At 31.8% G+C, this 16,949-nt stretch carries 13 protein-coding genes; 9 read left to right on the top strand and 4 right to left on the bottom strand.

Features of this window, described 5'->3' with window-relative positions:
* Positions 1 to 18: 18 nt before the first annotated feature.
* The 4 genes from ACYU7A_RS04780 to ACYU7A_RS04765 all read right to left on the bottom strand — a co-directional run bounded on the left by ACYU7A_RS04780 (position 19) and on the right by ACYU7A_RS04765 (position 7,522).
* Positions 19 to 2,886: a TonB-dependent receptor gene (locus tag ACYU7A_RS04780; protein WP_460574526.1), complete on the bottom strand. Its 2,868-nt coding sequence runs from the start codon at positions 2,884 to 2,886 to the stop codon at positions 19 to 21.
* A 280-nt stretch (positions 2,887 to 3,166) separates the two neighbouring features.
* A complete protein-coding gene (gene glmS, locus ACYU7A_RS04775) occupies positions 3,167 to 5,017 on the bottom strand; it encodes a glutamine--fructose-6-phosphate transaminase (isomerizing) (RefSeq protein WP_460574524.1) in 1,851 nt (616 codons plus the stop codon).
* Positions 5,018 to 5,035: 18 nt separating this feature from the next.
* Positions 5,036 to 6,703, bottom strand: a complete 1,668-nt coding sequence (locus ACYU7A_RS04770; protein WP_460574522.1) for a DUF4270 domain-containing protein — start codon at positions 6,701 to 6,703, stop codon at positions 5,036 to 5,038.
* Positions 6,704 to 6,718: 15 nt separating this feature from the next.
* Complete coding sequence (locus ACYU7A_RS04765) at positions 6,719 to 7,522, bottom strand: glycogen/starch synthase (protein ID WP_460574520.1); 804 nt, start codon at positions 7,520 to 7,522, stop codon at positions 6,719 to 6,721.
* A gap of 107 nt (positions 7,523 to 7,629) precedes the next feature.
* Here ACYU7A_RS04765 and panC point away from each other — a divergent pair, with 107 nt between their 5' ends.
* From panC to ACYU7A_RS04720, 9 genes are all read left to right on the top strand, one after another.
* Positions 7,630 to 8,478 carry a pantoate--beta-alanine ligase gene (gene panC / locus ACYU7A_RS04760; RefSeq protein WP_460574518.1) on the top strand — a complete coding sequence of 283 codons (849 nt, stop codon included), beginning with the start codon at positions 7,630 to 7,632 and terminating at the stop codon, positions 8,476 to 8,478.
* Between the two features lie 14 nt (positions 8,479 to 8,492).
* Positions 8,493 to 8,843, top strand: coding sequence for an aspartate 1-decarboxylase (panD, locus tag ACYU7A_RS04755; protein ID WP_298307399.1), 351 nt, complete (start codon positions 8,493 to 8,495; stop codon positions 8,841 to 8,843).
* A gap of 4 nt (positions 8,844 to 8,847) precedes the next feature.
* Entirely contained in the window at positions 8,848 to 9,807 is a 960-nt protein-coding gene (locus ACYU7A_RS04750) for a lysylphosphatidylglycerol synthase transmembrane domain-containing protein (RefSeq protein WP_460574515.1), read from the top strand.
* Positions 9,808 to 9,864: 57 nt separating this feature from the next.
* Positions 9,865 to 11,019 carry an alpha/beta hydrolase gene (locus ACYU7A_RS04745; RefSeq protein WP_460574513.1) on the top strand — a complete coding sequence of 385 codons (1,155 nt, stop codon included), beginning with the start codon at positions 9,865 to 9,867 and terminating at the stop codon, positions 11,017 to 11,019.
* A gap of 37 nt (positions 11,020 to 11,056) precedes the next feature.
* Positions 11,057 to 12,415, top strand: coding sequence for a DNA repair protein RadA (gene radA / locus ACYU7A_RS04740; protein ID WP_460574511.1), 1,359 nt, complete (start codon positions 11,057 to 11,059; stop codon positions 12,413 to 12,415).
* Positions 12,416 to 12,454: 39 nt separating this feature from the next.
* Complete coding sequence (locus ACYU7A_RS04735; RefSeq protein ID WP_460574509.1) at positions 12,455 to 12,919, top strand: gliding motility lipoprotein GldH family protein; 465 nt, start codon at positions 12,455 to 12,457, stop codon at positions 12,917 to 12,919.
* Between the two features lie 68 nt (positions 12,920 to 12,987).
* Positions 12,988 to 13,743 (top strand): hypothetical protein, encoded by a 756-nt coding sequence (locus tag ACYU7A_RS04730; protein WP_460574507.1) that lies wholly within the window; start codon positions 12,988 to 12,990, stop codon positions 13,741 to 13,743.
* Between the two features lies 1 nt (position 13,744).
* Entirely contained in the window at positions 13,745 to 15,436 is a 1,692-nt protein-coding gene (locus ACYU7A_RS04725) for a DUF4139 domain-containing protein (protein WP_460574505.1), read from the top strand.
* 132 nt (positions 15,437 to 15,568) lie between these two features.
* On the top strand, positions 15,569 to 16,948 hold the full coding sequence (locus ACYU7A_RS04720) for a PQQ-dependent sugar dehydrogenase (RefSeq protein ID WP_460574503.1): 1,380 nt from the start codon (positions 15,569 to 15,571) through the stop codon (positions 16,946 to 16,948).
* Position 16,949 lies beyond the last annotated feature (1 nt).

Genomic DNA, 16,949 nt, shown 5'->3' with positions numbered 1-16,949 from the left:
AATATTATTAAAAATAAATTATGGAGTTATTGTCCAAGAAGCAAAATATTGTTGACCGATTAGACCTGCTCCAAGAACTTGTTGGTATTCTGGCCCACCAATATTAGCAGCACCAACTTTGATTATAGATTTTAATTTTGGTATACTATAATTGATTTGTGCATCAATAACCGTTGCAGCATCAATCATACCATCAGCAAATGTAGATTCCCATTTGTACTCGTCATTCCATCTTCCGCTTAAATTGAAACCAAAGTTTTTAAACAATTTATCATTACTAATAGAAGCTTTAACTCTGTGTTTAGGTGTGTTGAAACCTGCTTCAAAACTTGGATCTAAAGACTGGTCAAAATCAAATTCAGCATAGTTATAATTTGCGCTGATTTCAAAATTTCTAGGTAATTTGTATGCAAGACCTGCACCAAACCCTATAGATTTAATTTCGATATTAGTATTTGTATAAAGTTGAAAGGCTCTTGTGTTTCCATTAACAAGTGCATGTATAGACTGAGTGCCTGGATTTGTTGTTGGTAAACCTACATATGGTGCAGGATTATCTTGCGCTGTACCATAGGTTGGAGCAACAACTGTTATATTTCCAATAAAATCATTGTAGATGTTATAGTAACCATTTAAATCATAAGATAATTTTTGAACTTGTCCTCTATACCCTAATTCAAATGCTTTCACAGTTTCAGGTTTTACAAGTCCAACATTAGCCTTTTTTAATAAAGCTGCAGCAGCAACAGGATTCGTTGAAGCTAAAGCAGCAAATTGCTGAGCTGAAGCTGAAGTATAAGAATTATAATAGGCATTATTACCATTAATAGTTGAAGTTGAACCTCCTGCATAACCAATACCTTGTCCATCTGTTCCGTTATTAATAGGTAAAGTTTCAGAATATCTAATTAAGTTATCTGGTGCAGAACCTAGTAAAACTGCGCTACCAACATTAAAACCAATATATTGATCTTGAGTAGATGGATTACGGAAACCTGTTTGGAACGAACCTCTAAAAGTATGTGCTTTATTTACGCCAGCGGTATATACAGCAGAAACTCTTGGTGAGAAGTTACCATCAAAGTTTTTAGCTTTATCATAACGAACAGATGCTGTTAATTTCAATCTGTCTTCCATTAATTTCTTTTGAATTTGAGTATATGCTCCATATTCATTATAATTAATTTGGCTTGTGTAATCTGTGTAGATTCTTCCAAATGAGTTTAATTCGTATAATCTAAATGAACCTCCAACTTGAATTTCAGCAAATTTTATTATGTCTCTAAAGTTATAATTTGCATCTGAATGATACATATAAGAGTTGTCTACTAATTTTGAACCTGTTAATACGTTAGGGTCAGCAATTACTTTATTGAATGCGTTTTTAAATTCAGGTGTTCCTGCTTCGTGTCTTATTCCGCTTGGTGCAGATGGATTTGATGGATCTACGTAAGGAACCAAAGGAAACCCTAATGGAGCTATATTGTAATCTGCAAACTTTCTTGCTAAAATATGAGCATTGTCAGCACTTTGTCCAGCTAAAGAAGAATAAGTATAGGCTGCTGCATAATCTGTAAACCAGTTCTTATCTGCTTTCCATTGCCTATTTATATTTAAAGCAGTAAAAGTCATATTATAAGAATTTCCACCATCTTCTGTTGTGAAATAACCTCTAACGAAGAAATTTTTACCTTTCAATTCTAATTTATGCTGTTGCATGAAGAATCCGTTCAAATAATATCTATTTGCTCCTTGATAAACAGTGTTACCAAAACCAAATTTACTTTGCCAGATAATTTCTGTGTCATTTGCCCATGGTTTGAAATGTAAAGAGAAATCAATTTTAGCATTTTGAACTTTACTATCAGTTAAATCAGTCTCATTATAACCAGTTCTTGAAACTTTATCACTTGGCAAACCAGATGCGCTTATTATTGTTGAAGCTTCATCACCGTATACATTTAGACCATCATAACCATAATGACTTCTAGTTCGTCCTGAAACATTTCTATCTCTGTAATCTGTAGCAAACCAATCTGTACCATTCATAAAAGTGAAATTGGCTTTTGCAGCAAAATGTTTAGTAAATGCATGAGCAACTCTCACTCCATAATCATAATACAAATTGCTTCCTGCTGCATTTTGATTTGTCATACCATACTTTGCATATGCCGTTACTCCTTGTTTATCAAAAGGACTTTGACTGGTCATAAATAAAATACCATTAAAAGCATTTGCTCCATATAATGCAGAAGATGCTCCAGGAAGTAATTCAACACTTTGAACATCGATTTCAGAAATACCAATAAGGTTTCCTAAAACGAAGTTTAATAATGGTGAAGAATTATCCATACCATCAACTAATTGCATGAATCTTGTGTTAGCTACAGTAGCGAAACCTCTTGTGTTGATAGACTTAAATGACATACTACTTGTATTCATTTGAACCTCTTTTAGATTTTCAAGACCGTCATAAAATGTAGGCGAAGCCGTTTTCTTGATGTCTTTAATTGTCATTCTTTCAATTGTTACTGGAGACTCTTTTACTCTCTCTGGAGCTCTAGAAGCTGCAACTACAATCTCATCCAATTGTGTGTCTTGATTTTCCATCTTTACTTCAACTTTTTGGGATGCTGAAGTAACTTCAATTTTTTGCGTCGCAAATCCGATGCTTGACACCTCAATTGTAAAAGGTGGTTTTTTGGTTACTTTGACAATAAACTTACCGTCTCCATCTGTTACGGTACCTGATGGCTCGCCAACAACTTTAACGTTTGCGCCAGGAATTGGTTCGTTTTTACTGTCTTTTACCGAACCTGAAATTGTGCTTTGAGCAAATGAAATGCTGCAAAAAAACAACGTCAAAATAAAATAATAAATCTTCATTAGGTTTGATTTTTGTTGGTTTAAGTAGCCAAAATACAAATAATTTTTATATTATTAAAAAAAGTGTATATTATTTTAATATTTGTCATTTTTTTTAACTCTTTTCGATTAATCCGCAATCAAAAATCTTTATGTTTTTATTAACTTATTGTGAATATTACTAAAAAAATAGTATGCGTACATAATAAATAGTGTGTTTTTTTAAATTAATCATAAAAATGTTAAAATAAAAAAGCGAGAAAAATATTTTCTCGCTTTTTTTATCAAATTCGTATATTATTTACTCAACCGTTACCGATTTTGCTAAATTTCTAGGTTGATCAACATTACACCCTCTCAATACAGCAATATGGTAAGATAAAAGTTGCAATGGAATTGTAGTTAAAAGTGGTGAAAGCGCATCTGAAGTTTCAGGAATTTCAATCACATGGTCAGCAAGTCCTTTTACTTGAACATCACCTTTAGTAACAATGGCAATAATTTTTCCACTTCTAGATTTGATTTCTTGTATATTACTAACCACTTTATCATAATGTCCTTGCTTAGGAGCAATTACAACTACTGGCATTTTTTCATCAATTAAAGCAATCGGACCGTGTTTCATTTCTGCAGCTGGATAGCCTTCTGCATGAATATAAGATATCTCTTTTAACTTTAAAGCTCCTTCTAAAGCAACTGGAAAATTATATCCTCTACCTAAGTATAAACAATTTGGAGCATCTTTATATATAGAAGCAATTTCTTTAGCAATTTCATTTGTAGAAGACAATGCTTCAGCTACCTTTTCTGGAATCACTTCTAATTCTTGTAAATATCTGTGGAAGTCAGAATTTGACATAGTTCCTTTGGCTTTTGCAAGTCTTAAAGCTATCATTGTCAAAACTGTGATTTGAGTTGTAAATGCTTTTGTCGATGCAACTCCAATTTCAGGTCCAGCATGAGTATAAGCACCTGCGTGAGTTTCTCTAGATATTGAAGATCCAACAACGTTACAAACACCAAAAACAAATGCGCCTTTTTCTTTTGCTAATTTGATTGCTGCTAAAGTATCGGCAGTTTCTCCAGATTGAGAAATCGCAATAATCACATCTTTACTTGTAATAATTGGATTTCTATATCTAAATTCTGAAGCATATTCTACTTCAACTGGAATTCTTGCAAATTCTTCAATAACATATTCGGCAACTAAACCTGCATGCCATGATGTTCCACATGCAATAATTATTATTCTATCGGCATGAAGAAATTTTTCGATATTATCTTCAACACCTGCCATTTGAATTAATCCGCTATTTGCGTGAAGTCTTCCTCTGTAAGTGTCTTTAATTACATTTGGTTGCTCGTAAATTTCTTTAAGCATAAAGTGATCGTAACCACCTTTTTCTATTTGCTCTAAGTTCATTTGCAATTCTTGAACATAAGGATCCACCAAAGAGTCGTCTTTAATTTTTCTTATTTTCAATGGTTTGTGCAAACGTACTATAGCCATTTCTTCATCTTCTAAATAGATTGCATTAGAAGTATATTCAATAAAAGGTGATGCATCAGAAGCTATAAAAAATTCATCCTCACCAACTCCAATTGCTAATGGGCTACCTAATCTTGCAACAACCATTTCATCTGGTTTTTTCTTATCAAAAACACAAATCGCATAAGCTCCGACAACTTGATTTAAAGCAATTTGAACTGCTTTTCCAAGTTTTAGATTGTCTTTTTTCTGAACATCTTCAATCAAATTTACTAAAACCTCAGTATCAGTATCTGATTTAAAAACATATCCTCTTTTTATTAATTCTTTCTTTAATGGTTCATAGTTTTCTATAATCCCATTGTGAATTATTGCTAAGTCTCCAGAATTTGATAAATGTGGATGTGAATTTACATCATTAGGAACACCATGTGTTGCCCAACGTGTGTGTCCCATACCTATGGTTCCATTAGTTGTAATTTCTTTGGATGATTTTTCTTCTAAATCGGAAACTTTTCCTTTAGTTTTAGAAACTTTTAAATCTGTTCCGTCATAAAGCATAACACCAGCACTATCATAGCCACGGTATTCTAATCGCTTTAATCCTTTTATAACAATAGGATATGCTTCACGATATCCAATATAACCTACAATTCCACACATATTATTATAGTTATTTAGTTAGTCAGGTTTGGTATAATAAACTTCTAATTTTAATCTTTGATTACTAGGAACACTTGGATTTGATCCAAATAAAATAGTCCCCAATGGATTTACAACAGACATAACTGGAACAAACTTTGTTGTAACAGAACCATTGTTGAAAGGTGAAAATAAATTAACATTCAACGGATTGGTTATCGCTTCTGTAACCACTAATCCTAATTTTACATTAGTTGAATCTTTCAAAATTAAATTTCTAACGTGATTAGTGATTTTAATTTTATAAGTAGTTCCTCTATCGCTTGTGTTTTTTTGAATAATTCCACCATGAACATATTTGTTGTATTTTGAAGAATTACTTGTAGTTAAATCGGAGTAATAATCAATCAGTGGTCTTTTATTGTTCAAATCATAAAGATAAATCCTGTTTGGCTCTGGTGCTACCGTTCCCATAGCTGAATTATCAATAGTAAAAGTTAAATTAGCTTCATTTACTAGCCATTTTTTTCCATCAATTGGATTCCTTAAACGATCTAACTCATCTGGGATTTGATTTGGAGAATTTTGCAAAACACCATCTACATATCCTATATTATCTTCTTTTTTAAACAAATCAATAACTGTCATTGAACCACCCATTCCGCTTAAATATAGTTTATCATCTCCAACAGTTGTGTTTGGTGATGTTACTGGGTTTGACCAATCGCTATTAATTAGATTTACAGTATGTCCGCCCAATTTAATATCTATTGTCCTTCTAATTAAAGTTGTACTTGTATCAGATGTGTTGTCTCTGTAAACTATTCTAATATATCCATTTGCAAAATTTAATTTCGCTAAGGAACCTTGATTTACAGAAGAGGATGCATTATCAACCTTAAAATATAATCCTCTGAAGTAATTTTCAAAAGCATTATTGTTATACAAAACTCCTGCTGGAGCATTGAATATTTTATTTCTAAAAAAATCTTTTCTTAAACTTAACAGCATACCTGGAGCTAAGCGCTCTTTTACAGCAACATTTGTAGTTCCAATATTTTTATATAGTTTAATTTGTTTATCACTAAACTTAAACTTGCTGTTCTGAGAATTATCTGGTGTTGCTGTGCTATCTTGAATGTTTCTATTATCAATGTTTAACAATGTTCCAATATTTGAATCGAAATCAGCTTGCTGATTAGAATAATAATGTTGTGGTTCTTGAAAACCTGTTGCAGGATCGTTATCTCTCAAATAATAATTGGATTCATATACTTTTAAATCAATTTCATCTGTTCCATGAATTGAATCTAACTCATAAGTACTATCTCCAGTGTCTGTATTAGTGCTTAAAAAAGTACTATAGTAAGGAACATATAAGTAAACTGAATCGATAATTATATTAGTCGAAGTTCGATAAAATTTCGGATTAGAAGTAACCATTTGTAATTGCGTAACAAAACTAGCTTTAGTTTTTCCAAAAACAGGATTGTTATAATATCCCAAAGAGTTTACAGGCAAATCGCTTGTTCTAAATACTCCTATATTTTGATTGTATGCAACAACATCTATTGCTTCTTTGTTTAAACTGTAGTTGTCATTCCCTACAATTTCGGAACCCAGTTCATTAAAATCTTTGTCGCAAGACGCGAAAAAAAGAATTGATAATCCGATAATAAATGTTTTGAATAAGAAATTAAATTTCATGTTTTGTAAATTATATTATAACATCTTTTTGTAAAAAGAAGTGTAAGCTTCTGCGAATCCTTCTTTGGGAGCGAAAGGTAAAAAAGGTTTCCCTGAAGATTCTATAAATTTTGTTAAACTTGGAGAAAGATTTTCAGAAGCTATAATTACTGCATCAGAATGAGTTATAGAAGTTTTGATAAGATTTTCATAATTAGGAACTTCCAATTCAGCAACTGCATCTTCTGGAACACCATCAAATTTAATCTTGTTAATCATTTCTACATCTAAATTTCCATCAAACGATTGGCTGTAAACTGAACTCACAATCTTAGTTTCAGAAAATAATGCTTCGTCTTTATAAAAATGCTTCATATAAACAGGAAGCATTGAAGCCATCCAACCATGAACATGAATAATATCTGGAACCCAATTCAACTTTTTAACTGTTTCTACAACACCTTTAGCGAAGAAAATTGCTCTCTCATCATTATCTGGATATAAAACACCATCCTCATCAGAAAAAGTTGCTTTTCTTTTAAAGTATTCGTCATTATCTATAAAATAAACCTGAATTCGTTCTTTAGGTATTGATGCTACTTTGATAATCAAAGGCATATCGACATCATTTACAACTAAATTCATCCCAGAAAGACGAATTACTTCGTGCAGTTGGTGTCTTCTTTCATTTATATTTCCATATCTAGGCATGAAAATTCTGATTTGTCCGCCTTGATCATTAATCATTTTTGGCACGTCATATGACATTAGAGAAACTTCATTCTCTGCTAAATAAGGCACCACTTCAGATGATACATATAATATCCTCTTATCTTCCATTATGTTATGTATGTATTTATTGGCAATAAAAAACATGCAAAATTACAAAAATTTATGCAGATAATTACTAAAGTAGTAAGTTTGTACCCTATTTAATAAAAAAACACATGCACATTTTCAGTAAAAAGGCAGATTTAATCAATCATCTGAAAGAGAATAACCTCGATAAATCCACAGTAGGATTTGTCCCAACTATGGGAGCATTACACGCAGGACATCTCTCTCTGCTTAAAAAATCTATTGAAAATAATGCAACAACAGTAATAAGTATTTTTGTAAACCCAACTCAATTTAATAATCCAGAAGATTTAAAAAAATATCCAAGAACATTAGAAAGTGATGTAGAAAAAATTAAAACAATTTCTGAAAAAATTCTCATCTATGCTCCAACGGTTGAAGATATTTATGAAGGAAATACTAAATCTCAACATTACAATTTTGATGGTCTAGAAAATCAAATGGAAGGTAAATTTCGTCCAGGACATTTTGACGGAGTTGGAACTGTTGTAAAAAGATTATTTAAAATTGTAAATCCAACCAATGCCTATTTTGGTGAAAAAGATTTTCAACAACTACAAATTGTGAAAAAACTAGTTGAAAAAGAAAAACTTTCTGTAACCATAATTGGATGTCCAATTTTTAGAGAGCAAAACGGATTAGCGATGAGTTCTCGAAATGAACGCCTTTCTGAAAACGAAAAAAAGGAAGCCTCAATTATTTTTAAAACATTAAATGAAGCTAAAATTCTTTTTGGCACGAAATCTGCTAAAGAGGTTGCTAAGTATGTGACAAAAACCTTTTTAAATCATCCAATATTTGAATTGGAATATTTTGAAATTGCTGATGAAGCTAGCCTGTTAACTTGTAAAAGAAAAAACAAAAAGAAAAAATACAGAGCTTTTATTGCAGTTTTTGTTAACAAAATAAGATTGATAGATACTATTTCACTAAATTAATTTAACTTTGCCCCATGCAAATTCAAGTTGTAAAATCAAAAATTCATCGCGTCAAAGTAACTGGCGCAGATTTGAACTATATCGGTAGCATTACTATCGATGAAGCTTTAATGGATGCCTCAAACTTAATTGAAGGCGAAAAAGTTTCTATTGTTAATATCAATAATGGAGAGCGTTTTGAAACCTACGCTATTAAAGGCGCAAGGAATTCTGGCGAAATCACTTTGAATGGTCCTGCAGCAAGAAAAGTGCATGCTGGCGATATTATTATCATTATTTCGTATGCTACTTTAGATTTTGAAGAAGCAAAAGGATTTAAGCCCTGGTTGGTTTTTCCTAATGAAAATGATAACTCTTTGAAATAGTCCTTTGAAAAATCAAGTAAGTAAATGGTTGTCGATACTAATTCCTATACTTTTAGGAGTTGGAATAATTGTTTATCAATACTCTAAATTTACTGATGCTCAAATCAATGAAATAGTTGGATACTTTAAAAATGCCGATTATTTTTATGTTTGCCTAGCTGTTTTTGTTGGATTTATAGGAAATGCCATTCGAGCTTACCGATGGAAATACATGTTAGACCATTTGGGTTATGACTCTTCTTTCCAAAACAATTTCATGGCAGTAAATATTGGTTACTTACTAAACTTGACCGTCCCAAAATCAGGAGAAATTTCAAGAGCTCTAATTGTAAAAAAATATAACAACATCCCTTTCGACAAAGGATTTGGAACCATTGTCGCCGAAAGATTGATAGACATGATTTTTCTATTATTCTTTATGTTACTATCTGTTATCCTTCAGTTTAAAATAGTAAAAGCCTTTATTCTTGATAAAATTCCTTTACATTTAATAATGTTGCTTTCAATTTTTGGATTTGTATTTCTGGTAATTTTTATACTAATTTATAAATACTCCAAATTAAAAATAGTAGCTGTTTTTAAAGAAAAAATTTCTGGTTTGAAGGAAGGATTGTTAAGTATCATTCACATGAAAGAAAAATGGAAGTACTTCTTTCAAACGATCTTAATTTGGGTGTCCTATTTAATTACCTATTATGTTGCCACTAAAGTAATTCCTGAAACTTCAACCCTAACATTTGAAGCCATTATAACTTGTTTTGTTGTAGGAAGTATCGCGATTGCGTTTACTAATAGTGGTTTTGGCGCTTATCCGTTTCTAACATCTAAAGTACTTTTGTTTTATGCTATTGCAGAACCAGCAGGAACAGCCTTTGGTTGGATTATTTGGACCTCTCAAATGCTATTAGTTTTGCTTTTGGGATTGTTGTCATTTTTATTACTACCTATCTTAAATAGAAAATAATTTATTATATTGCTTGTTTTTAAAAACTTTCTTTAAGTCAATCAAAACAACCAAAATATGAAAAAAATTATTTTATTCTTATTAATGACACTTAGCTTTAGCGGTTTTGGTCAAAAATTAAAAGATAGTATCCTTTCAAAAAAATTAGATACTTACAGACATTTAACAATATCGCTTCCTCCTTCATACGATAGAGAAACTAAGAAAGTCTATCCTTTACTTTTTTTATTAGATGGTGATTATCTATTTGATCCTTTTCAAGGCGCTATAAGTTATGGGAATTATTGGGATGATTTGCCAGAAGTAATCATTGTAGGCTTAGCTCAAAATAGAGATAATGAGCGTGACTCCGATTGTACATTTGATGACAGCACAGGTTTACCTGAAGGAAAAGGTGAAAGCTTTTTCGAATTTATTGGTGGTGAACTTTTACCATTTCTTCAAAATAAATACAGAATTTCTCCTTTCAAAATAATTGCTGGTCATGACGTAACTGCTGGTTATATGAACTTATTTCTATACAAAGACAATCCTTTATTCAACGCATACATTTCATTAAGCCCAGAACTTGCTACAGAAATGGAGGTACGAGTTGCAGAACGATTAGGGACATTCAAACAAAATATGTTCTATTATCAATCTTCAGCCGATGGAGATATTAAGAAAATGAGAGCCAAGATTGCTACTTTAGACGAAAATATAAAGGCAGCTAACAATACTAGTCTAAACTACAAATACGACGATTTTAAAGGAGCCTCTCACTATTCACTTGTTTTATATTCAATTCCAAGTGCTCTGTATCAGTTTTTTGCTGCTTACCAACCAATTTCAACTTCTGAATTTCAAGAAAAAATTGTCAAATTGGAATCAGGTTATGTAGATTATCTTAAAAATAAATATGAGATTTTAGAAAAAGCATTAGGTATTAAAATGCCAATACGTCTTAATGATTTCAAAGCAATTGAAGCAGCAATTCTTAAAAACAAAGCCTACAATGAATTTGAACTACTAGCACAGCTTTCTAAAAAAATGTATCCAAAATCAATGCTTGGAGATTACCATATGGCAATGTTTTACGAAAATACTGGCGATATTAAAAATGCTGTAAGACATTACCAAAATGGTTTTCAAATGCAAGAAATTGGCGATTTAACCAAAGACATGATGCTTGGTAAAGCAGATGAATTAAGAGTTCAAATTAAAAAGAAATAAATCTGAAATATAATCAGAACAAGCAATACTAATATAAATGGCCAAAATCAAAACTTCTTTCTTTTGTCAAAATTGTGGCACTCAATATGCCAAATGGCAAGGACAATGCAATGCTTGTAAAGAATGGAATACTATTGTAGAAGAAGTAATTCAAAAGGAAGAAAAAACCAGTTGGAAGCCAACATCTGAAGTAAAAAAAGCTCCAAAACCATTAAAAGTAACCGAAATTGATTCGTCTGAAGAAGTTCGAATGAACACGCTTGATGGCGAATTAAATCGTGTTCTTGGTGGTGGAATTGTGCCTGGTTCATTAATCCTTCTTGGTGGCGAACCTGGAATTGGAAAAAGCACCTTATTACTTCAAATATCTTTAAAATTACCATATAAAACGTTGTACGTTTCTGGAGAAGAAAGTCAGAAGCAGATAAAAATGCGTGCCGAAAGAATTACACCCAATGGTGATAATTGCTATATCTTAACAGAAACTAAAACTCAAAATATCTTTCGTCAAATTCAAGAAATTGAACCCGAAATTGTAATTATAGATTCCATTCAAACGCTTCATACTGATTATATAGAATCAACCGCAGGAAGTATTTCGCAAATTAGAGAATGTACTGCAGAATTGATAAAATTTGCCAAAGAAACCAACGTTCCTGTAATTTTAATTGGTCACATCACCAAAGACGGAACTATCGCTGGGCCAAAAATATTGGAACACATGGTCGATACGGTTTTGCAATTTGAAGGCGATAGAAATCACGTGTACCGAATTTTACGCAGTTTAAAAAACCGATTTGGTTCCACAGCCGAACTCGGAATTTATGAAATGCAAGGTTCCGGATTGAGAGAAGTTTCCAATCCATCTGAAATATTACTTTCTCATCGTGAAGAAGAACTTTCTGGAACCGCCATTGCCTCAACACTTGAAGGAATGCGTCCGTTGATGATTGAAATTCAAGCATTAGTTTCAACCGCAGTTTATGGAACACCTCAACGAAGTACAACAGGTTATAATGCTAAAAGATTAAACATGCTTTTGGCTGTTTTAGAAAAACGCGCTGGTTTCAGACTAGGAACAAAAGATGTTTTTTTGAACGTTACTGGAGGAATATCAGTTGATGACCCAGCAATTGATTTGGCGGTTGTGGCTTCGATACTTTCGTCAAATGAAGATATCGCCGTTGGAAAAGATGTTTGCTTTGCTGGCGAAGTTGGTCTATCGGGTGAAATCCGTCCAGTAAACAGAGTCGAACAACGCATTCAAGAAGCAGAAAAACTTGGTTTTGCTACTATTTTTGTTTCTAAATACAATAAACTTTCTACAAAATTTCCAGGAATAAAAGTGATTTTAGTATCTAAAATTGAAGAAGTTGTAGAACATTTGTTTGGATAATAATTTAGTTATCAATTACGTTATCTAAAAAACCAAACCATGAAACTAAAATTTATTTTCCCAATCTTCGCTGTTTTCTTACTAATTTCTTGTTCAGAAAAAACAGATTATAAAAAATTTATCAAGCTTCCTGAAGACCACAGATGGCTAAAATCAGATTCCAAAATTTTTGAATTTACCATTGACGATGACACAAAGTTATATGATGTTACCTTTGAGTTTAGTCATATTTATGATTATCAATTTGCAAGTGTTCCCATAAAAATTGATGTTAAAAATCCATCAGGTGAAGAAGAATTTCACAACATTGATTTCAATATAAAAGACAGCAATGGCAAACCATTGGCAGACTGTGGTGGCGATATTTGTGACATGTCGATGAATGTTATTGAAAAAACTAAACTCCTAAAAGGAAAATATCAAATAAAAGTAGGTCACGATTTTAATGGACCTTACCTTCCGAATGTTATTGGAGTAGGAATTAAAGTAACACAATCGAAATAATTTGCATTGCTTCCCAACCTTTTCATAAAAATAGTACTCTTTATATTTATATCTAAATACTAAATGTTATGAAAAAGAAATTTTCTTTAGAAATAAAAACACCTTGCAGCGAAAACTTCGATAAAATGATTCCAAATTCAAATGGTTCATTTTGTAATTCTTGTGCTAAAAACGTAATTGATTTAAGCACAAAAACCAATTCGGAAGTAGCAAGATTTATAGCTGAAAATAAAAACAAAAGCATTTGTGCCCGATTGAAAACTTCACAACTTGAAGAAGAATTTGAAATAAACGAAATTTCTAAAAGCAACAATTTTAAATATGCTGTTGCTGTTGCTGCTTCAGTTTTATTAACTTCTACTGTTGTTGGTCAAGAAAAACAATCTGTAAAAACAGAACTTGGTTGTTCCGAACCTACAGGTTTTAAACATGGAAAAATTGCTTATCAAGAAGGAAAAATGGTATCCTTTGTTTTGAGTGGCAAAATTTTAGAAAAGTCAACTAAAAAACCTTTGTCAAATAAAAAATATCCTGAGCTTACCATTTTTGTTTCGGGTTCGAATGTTACTGCAAAAGTAGATCCAAAAACTGGAGCCTATTCAATTCCTGTTATACTAGACAAGAAAACTACAGAACTATTTATTACAATAAACTCTAATGATTCAAGTTATTCTAAAAGTATGAAAATTGATTTGTCAAAAATCAGAAATAATAGTTTAATTTTAAACCTGTCAATTGATTCAGAAACCGAAATGGAAAACTATAAAATTATGGGCGGTTTGGGTGTGAATTATATTGACAATAAAAAAATGAAAAACTCATAAAATGAAAAAAACACTCTTACTTACCTTACTAATTTCAGCAATTTCTTTTGCTCAAAAGCCTATTTTTACTTCGGCAAAAGTAAAATCGGCAACCGTTTATTTTAATGCTGCCGAACTGCAACAAACTACAACCGTAAATCTTCCTGTGGGAACAAGCGAAATCGTAATTAAAAATGTTGCTGATTATTTGAATGAAAACACAATTCAAATTGGCGCGCCAAGTTCAGTGACGGTTTTGTCAGTTCAGTTTACTCAAAATTATATTTCAGAATATGAAATTGACGAGAGCAATCCTGCGATAAAAAAAGTGCGTGATAGTATTACTTTGGTTCAAAAAGAGATTAAGAAAATTCAAATTGAAACCTATTCGCACCAACAAACTATTGGTTTATTAGACAATAATCAAACGGTTGCTGGAGCCAATTCAGGATTAAGTGTAACCGAATTAATAAAATTGGTCGACTATTATAAAGCCAAAAGAACAGAATTAGACAACGCTATAGTTTCATTGCAAGAAAAAGAAGCAAAGTGGAACGTAAAACTCAAAGCTTTAAACGATAAATTAGTCATCAATACCCAAAAAGAAGACAAAACTTCTAAAGGAAAATTGGTACTTCAAGTAATGAATGAAATTGCAGGAAACGTAAATCTTGACATCAACTACATTACCAATTCCGCAACATGGAATCCGTTTTATGATTTACGTGTGGATAATGTAAAAGATCCAATCAACATGATGTACAAAGCACAAGTAACCCAAAATTCAGGTATCGATTGGAAAAAAGTAAAACTAACTTTATCAAGCGGAAATCCGAATCAAAATAATCAAGCTCCATTATTGAGTTCTTGGTTTTTGAGGTATCGAGAAGAAGAAAAAGATAGTAATTACTTCAGAGGAAATGTTTATTCAAAACAAAATGTAATTCAATCAATACAAGGAAGAGCGGCTGGTTTGCAAATAGGATATGCAAATGATGCAAATGGAGATAACCAAAGTACAAGATTCGACTCATTACCAAATGGAAAAATAATTGCAAGAAGAAATTATGACGGAATTGACGACTTCACAGACATCAACGAAAACCAACTAAACGTTTCTTTCGATATCGATATTCCTTATGATATTTTATCTAATGGAAAAGCACATTCTGTAGCGTTGAAAGAAATTAAATTACCTGCAACTTACAAATATTATGCAGCGCCAAGAGTCGATAAAGAAGCCTTTTTATTGGCAGAAATCAATGATTATTCTAAATACAATTTATTGCCTGGTGAAGCCAATATCATCTTTGAAGGTTTGTATGTTGGAAAAACAATCATAAATCCTAATCAAACTGCGGATACTTTAAATTTAAGTATGGGTAGAGATAAAAAAATCAATATCAAACGTGAAAAAGTAGTTGACAAAAGCGGTACTAAATTTTTATCTTCTTACAAAGAGCAAACGTTTACCTATGATTTAACCGTGAGAAACAATAAAAAAGAAGAAATTTTTATGTTGTTGAAAGATCAATATCCATTGAGTACGGACAAAGAAGTTACAATAGAATTATTAGAAGATGGAAAAGCAAAAGTAAACACCGAAACCGGAATTCTAACATGGGAATTGAAACTCGCACCAAACGAAACCAAGAAAATCAGAATCAGTTATAAAGTGAAATATCCAAAGGATAAAGTAATCGATAATTTATAAGCATAACTAACTCAAGCAGAGAAAAAGCGTAAAGAATTTAAAACTCTTTGCGCTTTTTTGTTTTTGTAAATCACTATGAATGAAATACTTTAGAAAAATTTCATTAAATTTACGATTGCTAAACTCACTGCTATGAAAAAGATTTTACTTTTAGGTATTATAGTATTGTCCTTTTTTGGACATTCCCAAACTATTGCGCTACAATCATTTGCAACAGGTTTTAATAGTCCTGTAGAAATTGCAAATGCAGGCGATTCGCGATTATTTGTTGTACAACAAGGAGGATTGATTCGAATTTTAAATTCAAATGGTACTGTAAACGCGACACCTTTTCTAAATCTATCTACCATTATTAGTTCTGGTGGAGAAAGAGGATTATTAGGTTTAGCATTTCATCCGAACTATACTACAAATGGTTTTTTCTTTGTTAATTATACCAATACTTCAGGAAATACAGTAATTGCTAGATATTCTGTAAATTCTGGTAATCCAAATATTGCCAATACAACAGGAACTATTTTAATGACAATTGCGCAACCTTTTACAAACCACAATGGCGGAAGCATAAAATTTGGACCAGATGGTTATTTATACATCGGAATGGGTGACGGCGGAAGTGGCGGTGATCCTGGAAATAGAGCTCAAAACATCAATGAAAATTTAGGTAAGATGCTTCGAATTGATGTGAATTCAACCGTTGCTCCTTTTTATACAAGTCCTTCAACAAATCCTTATGTTGGCGTAGCTGGAAATGACGAAATTTGGGCTAGAGGATTACGAAATCCATGGAAATTTTCATTCAACAGATTAAATGGCGATTTATGGATTGCTGATGTAGGACAAAATGCTTTCGAAGAACTTAATAGAATACAGAGTCCTTTACCTAATACTGGGTTGAATTTTGGTTGGAAATGTTATGAAGGAAATGCAATCTACAATACAACAGGATGTAACCCTGCCAATACAATGACATTTCCTTTTTATCAATATCCTTTATACAGCAATGGTACTTGTTCTATAACTGGAGGGTATGTTTACACAGGATCAACTTATCCAAACTTACAAAACAAATATGTTTTTAGTGATTATTGTGATAATAAAATCAGAACTATTGACAATAATGGAATTGTATCCACTTCTGTTGTTTTTCCAAATAACGATTTTGTAACTTTTGGTGAAGATTATTTAGGCGAATTGTACATCGCTGGAATTTCGTCTGGAACCATTTTTAGAATAATCGACACATCGTTAAGTACTTCTGAATTTTATAAAATGGGGTTTTCTTTGTATCCAAATCCAGCAAAAGGATTGTTTACTATTAAAAGTTCTGATGAAAATTTAGCAACAAAAATCGATTTATTCGACCTTACTGGGAAATTGCTTTTGACAAAAAAATTAGAAAACAGTCCTGAAAATACGATTGCCACAACTTCACTTTCTAAAGGAATGTATTTAGTTACTTTAGAGACTAAAAACGGAACGAGTTACACTACAAAATTGATTATCGAATAAT

Source organism: Flavobacterium koreense (assembly GCF_054776075.1).
This window is presented reverse-complemented; position numbering and strand designations above follow the sequence as displayed.

Coding starts and splice junctions, on each gene's coding strand:
- ACYU7A_RS04780 (WP_460574526.1), bottom strand. CDS start 2,886: ATGAAGATTTATTATTTTATTTTGACGTTGTTTTTTTGCAGCATTTCA.
- glmS (WP_460574524.1), bottom strand. CDS start 5,017: ATGTGTGGAATTGTAGGTTATATTGGATATCGTGAAGCATATCCTATT.
- ACYU7A_RS04770 (WP_460574522.1), bottom strand. CDS start 6,703: ATGAAATTTAATTTCTTATTCAAAACATTTATTATCGGATTATCAATT.
- ACYU7A_RS04765 (WP_460574520.1), bottom strand. CDS start 7,522: ATGGAAGATAAGAGGATATTATATGTATCATCTGAAGTGGTGCCTTAT.
- panC (WP_460574518.1), top strand. CDS start 7,630: ATGCACATTTTCAGTAAAAAGGCAGATTTAATCAATCATCTGAAAGAG.
- panD (WP_298307399.1), top strand. CDS start 8,493: ATGCAAATTCAAGTTGTAAAATCAAAAATTCATCGCGTCAAAGTAACT.
- ACYU7A_RS04745 (WP_460574513.1), top strand. CDS start 9,865: ATGAAAAAAATTATTTTATTCTTATTAATGACACTTAGCTTTAGCGGT.
- radA (WP_460574511.1), top strand. CDS start 11,057: ATGGCCAAAATCAAAACTTCTTTCTTTTGTCAAAATTGTGGCACTCAA.
- ACYU7A_RS04735 (WP_460574509.1), top strand. CDS start 12,455: ATGAAACTAAAATTTATTTTCCCAATCTTCGCTGTTTTCTTACTAATT.
- ACYU7A_RS04730 (WP_460574507.1), top strand. CDS start 12,988: ATGAAAAAGAAATTTTCTTTAGAAATAAAAACACCTTGCAGCGAAAAC.
- ACYU7A_RS04725 (WP_460574505.1), top strand. CDS start 13,745: ATGAAAAAAACACTCTTACTTACCTTACTAATTTCAGCAATTTCTTTT.
- ACYU7A_RS04720 (WP_460574503.1), top strand. CDS start 15,569: ATGAAAAAGATTTTACTTTTAGGTATTATAGTATTGTCCTTTTTTGGA.